This window comes from Sphingobacterium kitahiroshimense, assembly GCF_025961315.1.
Classification (GTDB): domain Bacteria; phylum Bacteroidota; class Bacteroidia; order Sphingobacteriales; family Sphingobacteriaceae; genus Sphingobacterium; species Sphingobacterium anhuiense.
Genome location: NZ_JAOQNK010000001.1, coordinates 3014221 through 3033734 on the forward strand (window position 1 = coordinate 3014221; position 19514 = coordinate 3033734).

Annotated in this window: 12 protein-coding genes; 5 read left to right on the forward strand and 7 right to left on the reverse strand. The window is 37.2% G+C overall.

What is annotated here, in order from left to right:
- Positions 1-3: 3 nt before the first annotated feature.
- From nrfD to M2265_RS13405, 3 genes are read right to left on the reverse strand one after another with little or no spacing between them, the layout of a single operon-like run.
- Entirely contained in the window at positions 4-1479 is a 1476-nt protein-coding gene (gene nrfD / locus M2265_RS13395; RefSeq protein WP_021189355.1) for an NrfD/PsrC family molybdoenzyme membrane anchor subunit, read from the reverse strand.
- 29 nt (positions 1480-1508) lie between these two features.
- A complete protein-coding gene (locus M2265_RS13400; RefSeq protein WP_132772419.1) occupies positions 1509-4514 on the reverse strand; it encodes a TAT-variant-translocated molybdopterin oxidoreductase in 3006 nt (1001 codons plus the stop codon).
- Positions 4515-4552: 38 nt separating this feature from the next.
- The gene (locus tag M2265_RS13405) at positions 4553-5818 is read right to left on the reverse strand and encodes a c-type cytochrome (RefSeq protein ID WP_132772421.1); all 1266 of its coding nucleotides are present in this window, start codon (positions 5816-5818) and stop codon (positions 4553-4555) included.
- Between the two features lie 345 nt (positions 5819-6163).
- Here M2265_RS13405 and M2265_RS13410 point away from each other — a divergent pair, with 345 nt between their 5' ends.
- On the forward strand, positions 6164-6649 hold the full coding sequence (locus M2265_RS13410; protein ID WP_132772423.1) for a methionine-R-sulfoxide reductase: 486 nt from the start codon (positions 6164-6166) through the stop codon (positions 6647-6649).
- Here M2265_RS13410 and M2265_RS13415 read toward each other — a convergent pair.
- Positions 6633-7637, reverse strand: a complete 1005-nt coding sequence (locus tag M2265_RS13415) for a LacI family DNA-binding transcriptional regulator (protein ID WP_132772425.1) — start codon at positions 7635-7637, stop codon at positions 6633-6635. The two genes, M2265_RS13410 and M2265_RS13415, sit on opposite strands and share 17 nt — an antisense overlap.
- 149 nt (positions 7638-7786) lie before the next feature.
- Here M2265_RS13415 and M2265_RS13420 point away from each other — a divergent pair, with 149 nt between their 5' ends.
- Complete coding sequence (locus M2265_RS13420; protein WP_132772427.1) at positions 7787-10069, forward strand: GH92 family glycosyl hydrolase; 2283 nt, start codon at positions 7787-7789, stop codon at positions 10067-10069.
- A gap of 68 nt (positions 10070-10137) precedes the next feature.
- A complete protein-coding gene (locus M2265_RS13425; RefSeq protein WP_021190954.1) occupies positions 10138-10464 on the forward strand; it encodes a DUF493 domain-containing protein in 327 nt (108 codons plus the stop codon).
- Positions 10465-10560: 96 nt separating this feature from the next.
- Here the strand turns inward: M2265_RS13425 and pnp are convergent, their stop codons facing one another.
- The 3 genes from pnp to M2265_RS13440 all read right to left on the reverse strand — a co-directional run bounded on the left by pnp (position 10561) and on the right by M2265_RS13440 (position 14706).
- On the reverse strand, positions 10561-12720 hold the full coding sequence (gene pnp, locus M2265_RS13430) for a polyribonucleotide nucleotidyltransferase (protein ID WP_132772429.1): 2160 nt from the start codon (positions 12718-12720) through the stop codon (positions 10561-10563).
- A gap of 262 nt (positions 12721-12982) precedes the next feature.
- Entirely contained in the window at positions 12983-13261 is a 279-nt protein-coding gene (gene rpsO / locus M2265_RS13435; protein ID WP_021191167.1) for a 30S ribosomal protein S15, read from the reverse strand.
- 230 nt (positions 13262-13491) lie between these two features.
- Positions 13492-14706, reverse strand: a complete 1215-nt coding sequence (locus M2265_RS13440; protein ID WP_132772430.1) for an acyltransferase family protein — start codon at positions 14704-14706, stop codon at positions 13492-13494.
- A 383-nt stretch (positions 14707-15089) separates the two neighbouring features.
- Between M2265_RS13440 and M2265_RS13445 the strand changes: the two genes are divergently transcribed.
- Both M2265_RS13445 and M2265_RS13450 read left to right on the forward strand, forming a co-directional pair.
- A complete protein-coding gene (locus M2265_RS13445; protein WP_132772432.1) occupies positions 15090-16268 on the forward strand; it encodes an ROK family protein in 1179 nt (392 codons plus the stop codon).
- Between the two features lie 21 nt (positions 16269-16289).
- A complete protein-coding gene (locus M2265_RS13450) occupies positions 16290-19514 on the forward strand; it encodes a SusC/RagA family TonB-linked outer membrane protein (RefSeq protein ID WP_132772434.1) in 3225 nt (1074 codons plus the stop codon).

Consider the following 19514-nt stretch of genomic DNA (forward strand, 5'->3'; position numbering starts at 1 on the left):
CTATTATTTTAACTCTTTAATTTCTTGTTCTGTTACCGAATCATATTTACCTAAAGAATCTCTAAAGTATTCCACTTGTTCAGCTGGGAATGCGCCTTCTTTAACCAATTTCGTTTTTTGTTGTAAACTAGAGCTTTTCAGCAATAATTTAACCTCTGCAATCGCGATACCTGGTAAGAAACGTAAGAACAATAAGAACAATGTAAAGAATAAGCCGATCGATCCAACGAAAATACCAACATCTGTCCAAGTTGGGTAAAACATAGCCCAAGATGAAGGTAAATAATCACGGTGTAATGAAGTCACGATAATTACGAAACGTTCAAACCACATACCGATGTTTACCACGATTGATAAGATCCATGAAATAGGAATACTCGTACGGATTTTCTTAAACCAGAATAATTGTGGAGAAATTACGTTACAAGTCATCATTGACCAGTAAGCCCAAGCATAAGGACCAAACATACGGTTTTGGAAAGCGTACATTTCGTACTCCGATTGTGAATACATCGCGATGAATAACTCTGTTAAATATGCAATACCAACGATAGAACCTGTCGTCATGATAATTTTATTCATGGCTTCAATGTGGAACATCGTGATATAATTCTCAAAATTCATTACTTTACGTAAGATCAACAATAAAGTCTGCACCATCGCAAAACCTGAGAAGATCGCACCAGCAACGAAGTATGGAGGGAAAATTGTTGTATGCCATCCTGGGATAACAGAAGTTGCAAAGTCAAAAGATACAATCGTGTGTACCGAAAGTACCAATGGAGTTGAGATACCTGCCAAGATAATTGACACAATCTCAAAACGTTGCCAAGTTTTTACTGATCCGTTCCAACCGAAAGACAATACAGAATAAATCTTTTGTCTTAAACCAGTAGCACGGTCACGAATAGTCGCGATATCCGGTAATAAACCACAGTACCAGAATACTAAGGATACCGTGAAGTATGTAGAGATCGCAAATGCATCCCATACTAATGGTGAGTTAAAGTTAACCCATAAAGATCCGAACTGGTTTGGCAAAGGGAAAATCCAGTATGCTAACCAAGGACGCCCCATGTGAGCTACAACATACGTTGCGGCACAGATAACGGCGAAGATCGTCATCGCCTCTGCCGAACGGTTGATAGAATTACGCCAGTTCTGGCGGAAAATTAATAATACGGCCGAAATTAACGTACCTGCGTGACCGATACCTACCCACCATACAAAGTCGGTGATATCCCAAGCCCAGCCTACAGTTTTGTTCAGACCCCAAGCGCCGATACCTGTCCAAAAGGTATAACTAACGCTGACTACCCATAATAAAGCACCTAATACGGCTACAGTGAATCCGATCCACCATGCTTTATTCGGTTTATTTTCAACCGGTAGTAAGATATCATCCGTAATTTTAGCATACGTAATGTCCTTACCGGTCATTAATGGTTCTCTTAATATTGATTCGTTATGCGATGACATAGTATTTTTATTTCAAATAATGAACAAGATTACGCCTCAAAAGTGTTTCTAACTTTTGTCATATAACCGATACCCGGCTGTACATTGATTTCCTCAAGTACGTAATAAACACGCTCATTGCGTAATGCTTTAGATACTTCTGATTCTGGATCATTAGCATCACCAAAGATAATCGCATTTGCAGAACATGCTTGTTGACACGCCATTTGGATATCGCCGTCTTTTACTTTACGGTTCTCCATTTTCGCATGTAATTTACCCGCTTGGATACGTTGGATACACATCGAACATTTCTCCATAACCCCACGTGAACGTGTCGTTACATCTGGATTCAATACCAATTGTGTAAACTCATTATTCAAGTAGTTGTCAAAACGTGAATCATTCCAGTAGTTAAACCAGTTAAAACGACGTACTTTATATGGACAGTTATTCGCACAGTAACGTGTTCCGAAACATCTGTTGTAAGCCATATGGTTCAAACCTTCTGATGAGTGAACAGTAGCTAATACTGGACATACCGTCTCACATGGTGCATGTGCACAATGCTGACATAACATCGGTTGGTGAACAACGGTTACATTTTCGAAACTATTCAGTTTTTCAATATCCGCTTCTTTTGTATATTCTTTACCATCTTCTTCGATCGTGTAGTAACGGTCAATACGTAACCAGTGCATCTCACGACGACGGCGAACCTCATCACGACCTACAACAGGAATATTGTTTTCTACGTTACAAGCAACGATACAAGAGCCACAACCAGTACATGCATTTAGATCGATTGCCATCACCCATTTGTGACCTGGTTGCTCATACTTGTTCCACAAATCATACGTTTTGTGTTTATCTGTAAAGCGGCCTGACTCTGAGTTAGGATCTTGTAAATATTTAGCGAAAGTAGTTTCACGAATGATGTTACGACCTTCGATTGTGTGGTGTGTTTGTGTTTGCGCTAATTGATAAATGGTATTCGCTTTAGCGATAGTTGCTTTAGCTACAAACTGAATTGTACCATTAACTAAGCTTGCAAAAGGGTAAGCATTTTTACCTACATTATTACCAGCCTTACCAACTTTAGTACGTCCGTAACCGATAGCTACTGAAACAGTACCCAAAGCTTGTCCCGGTTGTTGAACAACTGGTAACTCAACTTTGTAACCGTTAGCTTCAACAGTAACTGTTGCATCTTCACCCAATCCTAATTTCTCAGCATCTTTAGGATTAATAGCAGCATAGTTGTCCCAAGTTACTTTTGAAACCGGATCAGGAACTTCTTGTAAGTAGGCATTATTTGCATATCTACCGTCACGTAAAGCGCTTGATTCATATAATTTCAATTCGAACTCACCAACTACTGTTTTAGCAGCTGCGATAGCAGCACTAGCAGCAGCCTCTACATTACCAGCGAATGAATAAGAAGCTGCAGTTTTTGCACCTTTATATTCAAATCCTGTTTGCAAAACGCTATTCCAGTTCTTTGTACTTCCAGCTAAAATAGTTGAAGTCCAAAGGTTTTTAACGAATGAATAGATATCTGTTGTATCACCTGCCCAAACCAATAAAGATTGATCCGCTTGACGTGTGTTAAATACAGGATTAATTGTCGGTTGAACGATTGAGAATAAACCTTCTTTTGGAGAAGCATCACCCCAAGACTCCAAGAATGTATTTGTTGGAGCAATAGCAGTCAATTCTGAAGCTGTTTCATCAGCACGTTGAGAGAAAGATAATGTAAAATCAACTTTCTTCAATGCCGCTTTAACGTCTTCAGCTTTGAAATAATCATAAACAGGGTTACTGTTTAAGAATAAAGCAACACCTACCTGACCTGCATTTGCGTTTGTCAAGAATTGTGCAAATGCAACGTCAGAACCTTGATGTTGTTTAGAGAAATTATCTAAATCAATTGTCGATCCGTATGAAGCTAATGCACTGTTGATCGCATTTGCTAATGTTTGAATGTTAATATCATTCGAACCAGCAACCACAACAGCAGCACCTTTGTTCGCTAACAATTCTTTTGCCGCTAAAGTAACCGCAGTTTGTGCTCTTTTTGCAGCAATACCACCTGCTAAAGAAGAACCTGTAATTGCATTATATAATGAAATTAAAACAGCTGCTTCTTCCGAAGGTTTAATTGCGATACGCACATCGGCATTTGAACCAGTCATACTTAGACCTGACTCAAACTGAATGTGACGTGACATCTTACCATTTTTCAATGATTTGTAATCACGGTTTTTAATATATTGTTGTGTATGCTCCTCACCCGCTAACCAAGTTCCTAAGAAATCAGCTGCTACTGAAACAACAACATTTGCTTTTTCAAAATTGTATGAAGGAACAACTGCTTTACCAAAAGAGTTTTTATTCGCTTCAATAATAGCGCTATAAGAAACAGCGTCTACTTGAACCAAATTAGTCGTTGGGTACTTCGCTGTTAATTTAGCGATTGCAGCCAATGTAGTAGGACTATTTACTGTGCTTGCAACAATAGTAATTTGTTTTCCAGCAGTAGCTGCTGCATTTAAAGCAGCGATAACAGTACTATCTAATTTAGACCATTCAACATCCTGCCCTTTTATTTGGGCTGTTTTTAATTTAGACTCATCATATAAGTCTAAAACTGATGCTGCAGTTCCCGAATCTGTACCTTGATTTAAACCAATTGCGTTCGGGTTTGCCTCTACGTTAATAGGACGACCTTCACGCGTTCTTACTAAGATACTCTGACCGTTAAAAGTCGAAGTATAAAAGTTAGGAATACCTGGAGTAATTTCCTCTGGTTTAATTAAATAAGGAACTGCTTTATGCACAGGAGTGCTGTTACAAGCTGCTAAAGTAACAGCCCCAACACCAAAACCTAATGCTTTTAAGAAGTCACGGCGAGGAGTTTTTGTACTCAACCCTGCTTCATTTAAGACATCTTCTACAGGAATAGATTCGGCAAACTCACCCTTGCTTTTTTCTACAAAAGCAGGTGTTTGTTTCAATTCTTCCAAACCTTTCCAATATTTTTTATTGCTATCCATTTAAGCTGTATATAAGATTGCGTATTTCTGAATAATTATTAATAGTGACATTTACCACACTCAAGACCACCGATCATCGCCGCTGTCATTTTTTCACCTTTTTTGATGCTTTCATGCGCTTTGATTAAGTCTTCGTAGTATTTGTTATCTGATTTCACATCTGTTGCCTTATGACAATCCACACACCATTTCATTGTTAATGGCGAGTATTGGTATACTTCTTCCATTGTTTCAATAGGTCCGTGACAAGTCTGACACTCTACTCCTGCTACTGTAACGTGTTGTGAGTGGTTAAAATAAGCAAAATCTGGCAAGTTGTGAATACGAACCCATTGAATCGGCTTAGGATTGTTTCCGTAAGTACGAGTCTCAGGATTAAAGTCCAATGCGCGGTAGATTTTTGCAATCTCAGGTGAAATTTCACCATCATAATGCTCAGAACCAGTAATCGTATTGTGACAGTTCATACAAACATTTGCAGAAGGAATAGATGCATTTTTAGATTTGAAAGCACCACCGTGACAATATTGACACTCAATTTTGTTTACACCTGCGTGTAATTGGTGCGAGAATTTAATCGGTTGAACCGGCTGATAACCTGTGTGAACACCTACGTTCCACATGGTTTTCCAACCACCAACAGCCAATAAAGCAACAAGCATTAATACAGCAAATCCGACTAATTTCTTGTTCTTAACAAAAGCTTTAGCAAAAGCAAGGAATTTAGAACTCGTTTGAGGCTCTTCTTCTGCTTCAACAGCAGCTTGATTTGTTGCGATTACTTTCTCTAAAGTACGGATAACACGGTTTAAAACAACGATAACAACAATTGCTAAAACAACAACACCTATTAATCCGAAGATCATAAACATGTTAGCATTGTCATCTTTCGCAGCTCCACCACTTGTAGCACCATCTTCTTTAGGTTTCTCAACAGACTCAGCTTTAATATAAGCCAATACTGACTTAATATTATCATCTGACAAATCTGTAAAAGAAGTCATCACAGATTTATTGTACTCTTCAAAAATTGCAATTGCATCGGCATCACCGGAAGCAATTAAAGCTTGAGAGTTTTTAATCCATTTAATCAACCACTCTTCAGACTTAGTTTCGGTTATACCTTTTAAGGCAGGACCAACAACTTTTCTATCAACTTTGTGACAGCTCGTACACTTTGCTTTGAAGATTTTTTCACCTTCCTTGACATCTTGCGCATGCAGCGTCGTAACGGCAAATAACAGCACCAAACTCATTGACGCTATCCTCGCAAGTTTTCCCAAAACGGATGAGATATTTCTCATATTTAACACTTTATACTATTTATTTGTGAATATAAAAATTTAAACACCATTCTAAACAGAGCACACTCTGCCTAGTAATGCCACAAAAGTATAACTTATTAATAAATCCCTGACAATTTTGTGACGTTATTTATCAATTTATAATCGTTCTAAATTATTTTAAAATGACTATTTAATGCAGATTTAAACCACCTCTTGTACTTCAAGGCGGAAATTGATAAGCCTCAAATTTAAGACATCAATAGGACATAAAAAAATTCAAAACTACCCGAAAGTGATTCTTGATAACAGTATGCTGACAAAGAATTGATTAGAGAATTGTAACTTTACAGATATGCAGTTATCATGAAAAAATTAGTATTTTTATATGGCTTGATTTTTTTAATAACCTCCTGTAATGCACAGACGCATCAAGCTTCAAAACAAACATCAATCTTTAAGACAATGGAAGATTCAACAAAATATAACAAATTAACGCCAGAAGAGGAACATGTTATTGTTCACAAAGGAACGGAGCGTCCTTACACGGGCACCCTACTGGATAATAAAACAAAAGGAACTTACGTTTGCAAAAGATGCAACGCGGCACTTTATCGTTCGGAAGATAAATTTGATTCGCATTGTGGCTGGCCTAGTTTTGATGATGAAATCAAAGGGGCCATACGAAAAGAAACAGATGCAGATGGAAGAAGAACAGAAATTCTGTGTAACGCATGTGGAGCACACCTCGGGCATGTTTTCATCGGCGAAAGATTGACCGATAAAAACACACGTCATTGTGTCAACTCCATTTCTATGGTATTTGTAGCAGATACTATTGCTTCAAAATAGAAGATTCACGTATTTTCAATTCGCAGGGTAGTGTCAGATGTTTTATTGATTTGGCTTTACCCTGCAATTTTAGCAATAAAATATTGATAATGTGATCCGCAATTTCTTCAATAGGTTGCGAAACAACAGTGATGGCAGGTTCGTGCAATTTAAATACCGTATGATCATCAAATGCAATTAGTGCCGGTAATTTATAATTATGTTTCTTCCCAGACTTAAGTCCTGTAATTGCCAAATAATTAGTTGCAAATAAAACAGCATCCAGGCGATTATCTACAACAAACTCATGTAAGTCATCAATTGCCTCTGCTTCTGATGCGTCCAGTTGTATTTTCTTGATGTATACCTGCTTTTTAAATTGATCCATACCTTTCATGTAGCCATCTAGGCGATCCCGCATTTGGGTCTGATCAGAGTATAACGACACTAGACCGATTCGTTTATAGCCCTGCTCATTAAAATGAACGGTGGCATCAAAGGCGCCTTGAAAATTATCAGCGATAACATAATCTGTTTCCACATCCGGCAAATAGCGGTCAAATAAAACAACAGGCACATTAGATTGAAGCAAATTAGAAATTGTCTCCTCAATTCCTTCGGAAGGTGTAATGATAAAACCATCAACCTGTCTGTCATTGAACATACCGATCAGCTCTTTGGTCTTCTCGCTATCATTATTGGTACTACAATAGATAATCCGATATCCTTGCTCATAAACTTTAGTTTCAATCAAACGCGCGATATTACCAAAGAATGGATTTGAAATATCTTCGATGATGAGACCGATAATTTTCGTTTTACCTGTACGTAAACTTTTAGCAAGTTCATTAGGTTTATAGCCGACTTTTTTAACATAATCAAGAACTCGCTTTGTCAATGACTCACTTATACGCTTCTCCTTGGCTTTGTCATTCAATATAAAAGATACCGTAGTAACCGAAACCCCTAAAGCCTTTGCTATATCACTGATCAAAATTCTCTTCTTCATTAAGTATAATGTGTTTATAATATGAGTTACTAATCTAAAAAAAAATAAAGTAATAACGCCATATATTGTAAAAATATTTAAGCTAAAAGGATTTATTAAGCAAAAAAAATGCTATATTTCACCCCTAAATAAGATCAAACTAATTAATTATGATTCAATTGAATTACAATAAAATTTTATTAAGTATTCTTGCATTATCGCCATTAAGTTTAATGGCTCAACAAAATTTGACTCAATATGTGAACCCTTTTATCGGTTCCGAAGATCATGGACACGTATTTGTCGGAGCCAATGTGCCATTAGGAGCTGTACAATTAGGTCCATCTCAGATTGCACAGACCTGGGATCAGTTTAATGGCTGGGACTGGTGCAGTGGTTACAATTATAAAAGCAAAGAAATTCTGGGTTTTACCCATACACATCTTAGTGGTACCGGTATTGGCGATCTTAATGATATTATGATTGTACCTGCAAACGGTAAAGTACAGTTAAAACCTGCAGAGTTTAACAAGATGGGTACTGGATATGGATCTAGCTTTAAAAAAGAAAATGAAATAGCCCAGCCTGGATTTTACAGTGTTCTATTAGACGATTACCAAGTTCAGGCAAATCTAACAGCAACTGAGCGTGTTGGCTATCATCAGTATGTCTATAATAAATCGGACAATGCCCACTTATTCATCGACCTTTCTTTTAAGATGAACTGGGATAAAACAACAGACTCGTACATTAAGCAAATCAATGACAGCACATTCGTCGGATACCGCTTTTCTTCAGGTTGGGCAAGTGATCAAAAAGTATATTTTGCTTTAAAAACATCTGTTCCTATCCAAAAAGTGCAGTTCTATGAGGAGAACAGTCAAAAATTGGGTTCTTCTACCGTAAAAGGTCAAGCGATTAAAGCTGCTTTATTTTTTGATGCTGTAAAAAATAAAACCATTGAAGTGAAGGTTGGTCTTTCATCTGTAAGTACGACAAATGCTTTAGAAAACATACAGGTGGAAATGCCGAACTGGAATTTTGCAGATGCCAAGAAACAAGCAAATGACAAATGGAACAGCACTTTAAATAAAATTCAATTTGAAGGAGATGCAGATACCAAAACCATTTTTTATACCGCTTTGTATCATACCTATTTTGCACCGACCATCTTTAATGATGCAAATGGCGATTATCTAGGTACAGACAAACAAGTGTACGAAAAACAGGATTTTACCAACCATACCGTATTCTCTTTATGGGATACTTACCGTGGCCTTCACCCGTTAATGAATTTACTGGAGGATCGTAAGATCAATCAGGATTTTATTAAAACCATGCTGGCGATTTATCAGCAACAGGGAAAATTACCGGTATGGCATTTACAGGGTAATGAGACCAATACTATGGTTGGATTACCGGCAATACCTGTAGTAGCTGATGCAGTTATCAAAGGGATTTTAGATGAGAAAGATTACGAATTGGCTTGGGAAGCAGTAAAAACCACCGCAATGGGTTACGAAAACGGGTTAAAATTCGTACGTGACTTAACATATATTCCAATTGACAGCATGGATCATGAATCTGTAGCTTGGGCATTAGAATATGCTATTGCAGATTATAGTGCTTACAAAATGGCGGTGAAATTAGGCAAAACAGAAGATGCTGCATATTTTGAGAAGAGATATAAGCTTTATGAGCAATATTTTGATAAAGAAGTAGGTCATTTTGTGGGAAGAAAAGCTAACGGTGAGTTTAGAAGACCATTCAACGCATTGATGGCTAAACACCGCGAAAACGATTACTGTGAGGGTAATGCATGGCAATACACCTGGTTAGTTCCTCAAGATGTAAAAGGCCTAATCAATCTTTTTGGAGGCGATAAAAACTTCTTAAAAAAACTTGACGAGTTCACAACAATGTCTTCAGATCTGGGCGGAGAAGCTTCAAATGATATTACTGGTCTTATTGGTCAATATGCTCAAGGCAATGAACCCAATCACCATATCCCTTACTTGTATGCATATGCAGGAGAAGCTTGGAAAGGTTCTGCACTTGCCCGTAAAGCCATGATGGAATTTTATACAAGCAAACCTAATGGTTTGTGTGGTAATGACGATGCTGGACAGATGAGTGCTTGGTATGTGTTTTCAGCAATGGGTATGTATCCATTAAATCCAATCAGCGGTGTCTATGTTTTCGGATCACCGATGATGGAAAAAGCTACAATTACCCTTCCAAATGATAAACAGTTAACGATACAGGTTAAAAACCAAGCGAAGAAAAACAGCTATATCAAAAGTATAAAACGCAATGGCGTATCGTATTCCAAATCATTCATCACTTATGACGAAGTTTTAAAAGGTGGTACGATCGAAATTGAAATGAGCAGTACACCAAACAAAAATTGGGGTAAAGCACCACAGGATAGACCTATTGCAGTCGACAATTAATCTGCAAGTCTGTCAGGCCACTATTTATGGAATAGCTTTTGATAATAATCAACAAAAGGAGATTAAAAATGTCAGAATTAAACAACAACATCAATATCCAAGATATTGAAGACGGAAATAATCAGCAAGATTTCTATACAAATTTCAAAGAAAAATTGATTGCTGTAGAACAATTTCCATCCTTGTACAAATTCAAATTCATTGTAAAAGCCGATTTGGAGAAAATAGAGCAAGTAAAACAAGTATTTACGCATGCAAGCACCAAATACGCGGAAAAAGAATCATCAGGTGGTAAATACAAGTCCATCACCGTAGAGACTTTTGTCAATAATGCCGATGAAGTAATTGATTATTACAAAGAAGTATCTAAAATAGAATCCGTTATCATGTTATAACAAATGAAAACAGGCTGTCAAATAGACAGCCTGTTTTTTTTAGCAAAAAAAAGCTCACTTTTCAGTGAGCTTTTTATATGATTAAGTTTTTAAAACTTACGCTTGTGGAGCTGCGTCAGCAGCAGGTTTATCTTCACGAGGAGGACGAGGCAATAAAGCTTTACGAGAAAGTTTCAATTTACCTTGTTTGTCGATATCCAATAATTTAACCGTTACTTTATCACCTTCAGTAAAGATTCCATCCATCGTTTCAAAACGTTTCCAATCAATCTCAGAGATGTGTAATAAACCATCTTTTCCTGGCATGATTTCAACGAAAGCACCAAAAGGCATAATAGACTTCACTTTACCTTCGTAAGTAGCACCTACCTCAGGTTTAGCAGCGATATTTTTAATACGTGTACTTGCATCATCAATAGCAGCTTTATTGTCCGCAAAGATCTGAACGATACCTTTACCATCTACTTCTTCAATAGAAATAGTAGCACCTGTTTCACGTTGCATTTCTTGGATAATTTTACCACCTGGACCGATGATAGCACCAATAAATTCTTTATCGATGATGATCTGAACAATACGAGGAGCATGAGGTTTGTAATCTTCACGTGGCTCAGAAATTGTTTTCTTCATTTCACCTAAGATATGAAGACGAGCCTCTTTCGCTTGATCCAAAGCTTGTGTCAAAACTTCCCATTTCAATCCATTGATCTTTAAGTCCATTTGACAAGCAACAATACCTTTTTCAGTACCCGTTACTTTAAAGTCCATATCACCTAAATGATCTTCATCACCTAAGATATCAGAAAGAATTGCATATTTACCCGTTTTCTCATCCGAGATTAAACCCATCGCGATACCAGAAACTGGAGCTTTCAATTTAATACCCGCATCTAATAATGCTAATGTACCAGCACAAACAGTTGCCATTGAAGAAGAACCGTTAGATTCTAAAATATCAGAAACAACGCGGATCGTGTAAGGGTTTTCAGTATCAGCAGGCAATACTCGTTTCAATGAACGTAATGCTAAATTTCCGTGACCTACTTCACGACGACCTGGACCTCTATTTGGTCTAGCCTCACCTGTAGAGAAAGCCGGGAAATTGTAGTGTAAGATAAATTTGTTATAACCGTTGATGAAAGCACCATCGATCATTTGTTCTGCATCTTTAGCACCTAAAGTAACAGAAGTCAATGATTGTGTTTCACCACGTGTAAATACAGCCGAACCGTGAGCCGCAGGTAAATAATTTACTTCCGACCAGATTGGACGTACAGTACGTACATCACGTCCATCAAGACGTTTTCCTTCGTCCAATACTAAATTACGAACTGCATCGTATTGTACATCATGGAAATATTTTTTGAATAAGAATTTTGTATCCTCATCCAATTCTTCTGGAAGTGTCGCTCTGAATTCTTCAGCAATTTTTGCGAAGGCTTCAGAACGGTCATGTTTTGCAGAAGCAGAAGCTGCTACAGCATATACTTTATCGTATGTCGCACTGAAAATTTCAGCTCTCAAAGTCTCATTAGTTGGCTCGTGGTTATACTCACGTTTTAGATTTTTACCGACTAAATTTGCTAATTCAACTTGAGCAGCAACTTGTTTTTTGATCGCCTCATGCGCAAAAGCAATTGCTTCTACCATTTCAGCCTCAGAAATTTCACTACACTCACCTTCAACCATACCGATATCTTGAGCAGAACCAGCTACGATAAATTCTAAAGTTGCTCTTTCTAATTCAGACATTTTTGGATTAATCACCAATTGGCCATCGATCTTAGCAACGCGAACCTCAGAAATAGGTCCATTGAAAGGAATATCAGAAACCGCAATAGCAGCAGAAGCCGCTAAACCAGCTAATGCATCAGGCATAATATCTTTATCTGCAGAGATCAAAGAGATCATTACTTGCGTATCTGCATGATAGTTTTCAGGGAATAAAGGACGTAAAGCTCTATCTACCAAACGAGAGATTAAGATCTCATAATCTGACAAACGTGCCTCACGACGTAAGAAACCGCCAGGAATACGGCCTGTCGCCGCGTATTTCTCTTGGTAATCTACTGACAAAGGTAAAAAGTCAACTCCAGATTTCGCTTCTTTAGCAGAAACGACTGTTGCTAGAAGCATCGTATCACCTTGTTTTAAAACTACTGCACCATCAGCCTGTTTAGCCAATTTACCAGTAGAAAGTTCGATCTGGGAGCCATTGCCCATATCAATTACTGTTTTGATTTCGTTATAACTCATTCGTTGTTATTTGCGATATGCTTTTCATCTTTTGGCAGCATACCTATATTAAAAATATTTTAATTTCATCGCAAAGATAAGGTAAAATATTTATAATCAAACTGACGTAAGTTGCATTTATGACAGTAATTATCATGCTACCCTTAACCATTGAAGGTGGTTTTATAATAATAAGTAGCATAAGATCATCATTTCAAAATTTAGCGACAAAAAAAAGCCATCTCCAAAGAGACGGCTTTCTAAAGTTTTTATAACTAAAAGCTTATTTGATGATATCACGTAAACCAAGACCTTTAATGATCGCACGGTAACGGTTGATGTCAGTTTTGTACAGGTAAGCTAATAATGAACGACGTTTACCTACTAACATTTGTAGGGCACGTTGTGTGTTAAAATCTTTTCTGTTTTTTTTCAAATGCTCAGTTAAGTGAGCAATTCTCTTAGTGAATAAAGCTACTTGTCCTTCTGTAGAACCTGTGTTCGTTGCCGAACCTGCAAATTCCGCGAAGATATCTGCTTTGTACTCTTTACTTAAATACATCTCTGAAATAATATTAAAGCGTTAAAAATTTTTGTTAATTGACTGCAAAGGTAGCACTTAAACTTTAATCTGCAAAGAAAATGAAGATTAAAATTTAAGTAGTAACGCAGTAATATTAAAGTGCCACCTTAATATGCACCTGGTAATTTACATAAAGTTGAAATCAATTGAGGGACAAAACACCTGATAACAATAAACTTAAAATTCGTTCTGCATTAATAAGGAATACCTTAAACTTTCACATAGATTTTCTTTTTATCCAAGTAATAGCATATACCCCACATCAAGGCCAAAAAGCATAACGAGTAAAAGAAAGAACCGACCTCTGGTGGGCCTGGTAAAGGTTTGCAGATTGATATATAAAACCAGGTAAATGCGTTGGTGTATAAAACAGTTCCATCATCTCCTACCCCATCCGGAATACGGATCAGCCCTACCAATCGCGGTAAAACACCACTTAGTACAAAGATAAAAAGTGGGTTTTTGCCAAACACATCAAAAAATTTAGTCAAACCATTTTTCACACCTTGTACTTCAACAAACCAGATCATTCCACCGATGGTCATAATTCCTAATCCCGTTGTGTACAGCACATAGGAACTTGTCCATATTTTTTTGTTGATCGGAAAACCTAATGACCAGATCCATGCTAAAACTACCAGAATAAACCCCGTTACAAATAACCCTGAAAGTAATTTGAAATGAGGCTCTTTACTTTCAGAAACCTTAGACCATAACCAATCTACCTGCCCTTGCTTCTTGATATAAGTACCGGCAAGATAACCAAAAACGACTTGTACAATAGTCGGTAATGTACTCATCAGGCCTTCAGGATCAAAAGGCACACCTTCTCCCTTATAAATATGAGCTACTCCTAATAGCTGTATATCAATCGGAGTTCCAAACCAACCTGCAAGGCTATAAGGATCTCCTGCCTGTCCAGCAAAAGCACAAATAGCCCAATAAGCCAATAAGATAACAGAAGAAATCCAGATTAACGCCTTCTCTTTAAAGTAATAAGCCAGAATAGAAGCAAAACAATACGCCAAAGCAATGCGCTGAAGTACACCTAATATCCGGATACCCTTTTCAGGATTATTTGGATTTACCCAATGTTTCAGACCAAGTGTATCACCGTCCCACTGCACAAACGGAGCCCAGTTAAGGAATAAACCAATAGCAAAAATCAAAACCGTTCTTTTGATCACTTTCTTCCAGAATACAACATCTCCAGCTTCCTGAAGTCGAGGAATAACAAAAGACATGGCATTACCAACTGCAAATAGAAAAAAAGGAAAAACAAGATCTGTTGGGGAACAGCCATGCCAACCGGCATGTTTTAATGGTGCGAACATATGAGCCCATGTTCCAGGGTTATTGACCATAATCATCAGAGCAACTGTAGCTCCTCGGAATACGTCAAGTGAATAATAACGCTGTTTCATAAAATAGTTTGTTTATGGCATAAAAATAACAATTTTACTGTTCACTTTTACGCGCATTTTAATTTAAAATAGCATAAACACGGACTTTTATTTTTTTCTTAATAATATCTAAATGACACCAATATTATCCATCATCACCTGAAACAAAAACATAAGAAAGTAGAAGCAATAAAGTATGCATAACAACTGTAAAAAAATCCGCGAGCTTTTTACGTCTGTTACATTCCAAAAAACTTTTGAAAATAAAATCAAATTAAACTATTCATTATTGATAAAAAAAGAGGAAGACGTCACTACTTATTAATAAATATTATAAAGTAATTGAATTTACAAATAAATTTTGCTTTCTTTATGCTTTCAATACGACAATACGAAGATTATTAATGATGAACAGCCAAATCTTAAAAGCACTTTACTTTCAGGAATCCCAATCAATTGCACAGCTAAGTAAAACTTTTAATAAAAGTATTCCGGTTATTACCAAATCAATAAATTCCTTACTGGAAATGAAACTTATTGAGGGTAATGGTTTTGCGACATCAACGGGAGGAAGACGCGCTATTCAATTCAAGCTAAACAATAGCCTTTCTCATTATATGTTAGTTATTGCGCTTGATCAATATTATACATCGATTTACATTTATAATCTTGAAAACAAAATAATTGAACAGATTACTGATCAATATAATCCCCTTTCTTGCGAGTCAGAAGCACTCCAAAACATCATCAGTTATGCTGATCAGCTTATTACTAAGTCACAGATTCCACTAGCCAATTTTATTGCGGCTGGTGTCAGTATGCCCGGATTTGTAAACACACAAAAAGGCGTTAATGATTCGTACGATAAAAAATGTAACCTACACCACATTAAAAAACACATCACTGATCATTTTAAAATTCCGACGATTATTGAAAACGACTCCACCTGCATTGCTTTTGCCGAACAAAAATTTGGCGCGGCACAAAAGACAACAAATGCGTTAGTCATCAATTTAAATTGGGGAGTCGGATTAGGCATGATCGTAAACGGTCAAATATTTAAAGGATCGAGTGGTTATGCAGGAGAATTTAGCCATATACCGCTAAGCCATAGCAACACCCTTTGTTCCTGTGGAAAAAAAGGATGTTTAGAAGTAGAGGCATCCCTCAGCGCTGCAGTAAAAGATGTACAGAATGCTTTAAAGGCCGGAGAAAAATCGAGTTTAGAAGCCGAGCAGTATAATAACCTATTAGCACAAGGAGATGCTTTACTGGAGAATGCATTACAGGGTGATCAGCTTGCTATTGCCAGTCTTGGAAAAATTGGCTATATGTTAGGAAAAGGCATTGCTACATTAATCCATATCCTCAACCCTGAAGTCATTATCATCAGTGGCCGGGGAGCCAAAGCCGGCGCCATACTCATGCCTCAGATTCAGACTGCAGTAAATGAATTTTGCATACCTAGATTGGCCAGCACAACACAATTAAAAATATCAGAAACAAATAAACAGGCACAAAGTATTGGGACTGTTGCCTTTATTATAGAAAACACATTACAAACCCTTATAACTACAAACTAATTAGCTTATAAATCATAACTCATGAATTATTTTCAGAAAAAGAGTGCGGGATTAGCTTTATGCACTTTAGTCAGTGCATCATCCTTATTCGCACAGCAATCCATTACCGGAACAGTAAAAGATGCTTCAGGACCAGTATCTGGCGTAACAGTTACCATAAAAGGAACCTCACGAGCGACACAAACCACTGCAAACGGCAGTTTTACCATCCAGGCTTCACAGGGAGAAATCTTGCGATTTACAACGATTGGATACAAAACTACTGAAATTACTGTTGGCTCAACTAAATCGATTAATGTAACACTAACGCAAGATGCTTCTGCATTAGACGAAGTCGTCGTAACAGCAATGGGTATCAAACGTGATGCAAAAGCTTTAGGGTATGCAGTTAGCACCATCAAAGCAGAGGAACTTACTAAAGCAGGAAATACGAACATAGGATCAGCCTTATATGGTAAAGTTTCTGGCGTAAAAATTACTACAGCGCCTGGCGGCGCATCAAGTGCTGTAAATGTTCAAATTCGCGGTATTAACTCTTTAAATTACCAACGTCAACCCCTTTATGTTGTAGACGGTGTAATTATTCGTAATGATGAACAATATGGAACCAAAGGCGCCAATAACAATAACTATTGGGATGACCAACGTGTCCGTGGTAATGGAATGTTAGATATTAATCCTGCCGATATTGAAAGTATGACTATTTTAAAGGGATCTGCGGCGAGTGCACTATACGGATCTGATGCGGCAAGTGGAGTTATTGTCATCACCACTAAAAAAGGCATTAAAGGAAAAGGTTTAGGTATTGATTTTAACTATAATGGTTCTATAGAACGTGCCGCATTCTTACCGAAATTCCAAAATATCTATGGCCCTGGTTATGACGCTGCGACCAATCTAGCGAACGGTGCTGATGCGGAGGGTTGGATCGCAGATAAAGACTCACCCTCAGGAAGACGCCCATACTTCCGTTCATACGGAAATTTTGGCCCAAAATTTACTGGTGAAGAAGTAAATTGGTGGGATGGAACAACCAAGAAATACGAAGCACGCGAAAATAACTTTAAGGATATCTTTGACAATGGTTATAATTCAAATATTAACTTTGCAATTTCAAATCAAACAGACAAAGTGAACTATCGTTTGAGCGGTACACGTATGGATTATAAAAGTACAAGTCCGGGTTCAAAACAAAGTAGAAATACCTTCAATCTAAATAGTACAGTAAAAATGCACGAAAAATTGTCATTGGATCTCGTTGCAAACTATACAAATACAGAAACTCATAATCGATCGCAATTACTAGGACAAGTTCTCGGATCTTTTGGAGGTTTCTTTAGTCGTACAGAAGACATGTCTGTTCTAAAAGAAAAATATCAAACTTCGGATGGCTATAAATATTCTGTAGCTACTACTGGTCGTGATGAGGATTTCAAATATGCCATTCGACCATATAATTTGTTGGATTATTTCTGGTCTCAATATAAAAATAGCTACGACGAAACAGAAAATCGCTTGTTAACAAGTGCCACCTTAAATTGGGATGTCGTGAATCACCTCAAATTAAGAGGCCGTATCGGTAATGATTTTACTTCGGCAGCCATCACAAATAAACAATACAACGAGCATGCAACACGCTATAATTCAACAACGAATAGTTCCGGTGGATTCAGCACTTCAAAAGGACTGTACTCAATACTGTATGGCGATGTATTAGCGACTTATGCTAACAAAATAAACAGTGATTGGGATTACAGTGTAAGTGCAGGTTTTCAATCTAGAGAAGAAAATTATGATGACCAATCGTCTACTACACAAAGTGGGCTTGTGAAAGAAAATTGGTTTAGTATCAGCAATAGCTATGCACCAGCGACGACAGGGAATGAGCGTAAGAAAAAAATAAAATATGCATATTTCGGAATGGCCAATATTGGTTATAAAGGATTTGCTTATTTAGACGGTACTTATCGCTCCGAGTATTCTTCCACCATGCCTCCCGGCAACAACAACTACAAATATGGTTCTGTAAGCGGAAGTTTTATTTTTAGTGATGCTCTGGGCTGGAAGTCTCAAAATTTCAATTTTGGAAAATTACGTGTGTCCTACGGTATTGTCGGAAACGATGCCGGAATATATGTTGCAAATGTCGCAAATAGTCAAAATGCAATAGCTACAATTAATGGATCTGTACCTTCTTTGACATATAATGGTAGCTATGGAAATTTGGGACTTATGCCTGAAATGAAATACGAATGGGAGTATGGATTAGAACTTAAATTTTTAAAAAACAGATTAGGTTTAGATATCAGCTATTATGATAATTACATTGACGATCAAATTCTAAATCTAACAACAGAAGCATCATCAGGAGCAACTTCTCAATGGACGAATGTAGGTCGTATCTCAAATAATGGTCTAGAAGTTTCATTAACAGCAACTCCTATCCAGCGTGAAAATTTCAGTTGGAATACCCGTCTAAACTATTCCTTCAATAGAACTATGGTGGATAAATTAAATAGTGGCGGCGATATGCTAACGTTCTACAGCGCAGATGAGAACTCCTTAAAAGTCGTTGCCGAAGTAGGTAAAAAATTAGGCAATATTTATGCCTACGATATTGCTAAAGATGATCAGGGTAATAATCTAATTTCTGATGAAGGTTACTATGTTATTGATAAAACAAAGTATAAATATGTAGGAAATATATTACCAAAGGCAATAGGTGGTATGACTAATACATTCAACTATAAAAATTGGTCATTAGATTTCACCGTCGATTATAGATTAGGGGGTAAAATGGTTTCTGAAAATCAGAAATATGCCATGGGAACCGGTGCTTATGAAAACACCTTGGAATACAGAGAAACTGGTGTTACTTTGGATGGTGTAAATCAGAATACTGGTGAGAAAAATGATGTACACCTAAGCGCCGCTGACTATTACATGAATACCTTCGCTTGGGGAGCGGATTCATGGACTGAGAAAGGAGCAGTATATGATAATTCGTTTGTAAAAATGCGGGAACTCTCAGTTGGTTTCCGAATTCCATCTTCTGTAACACAAAAACTCAAATTAAACAACGTTAGAGTATCGTTAATGGGTAGAAATCTATTTTATTTCTACAGAACACTAAAAAATCTTGATCCAGAATCACCTGTTGGAAATCAATGGTGGTCCCAAGGTGTAGATGTGGGTTCTAATGCTGCTACTAGAAGTTTCGGGTTTTCATTGAATGCTAATTTTTAA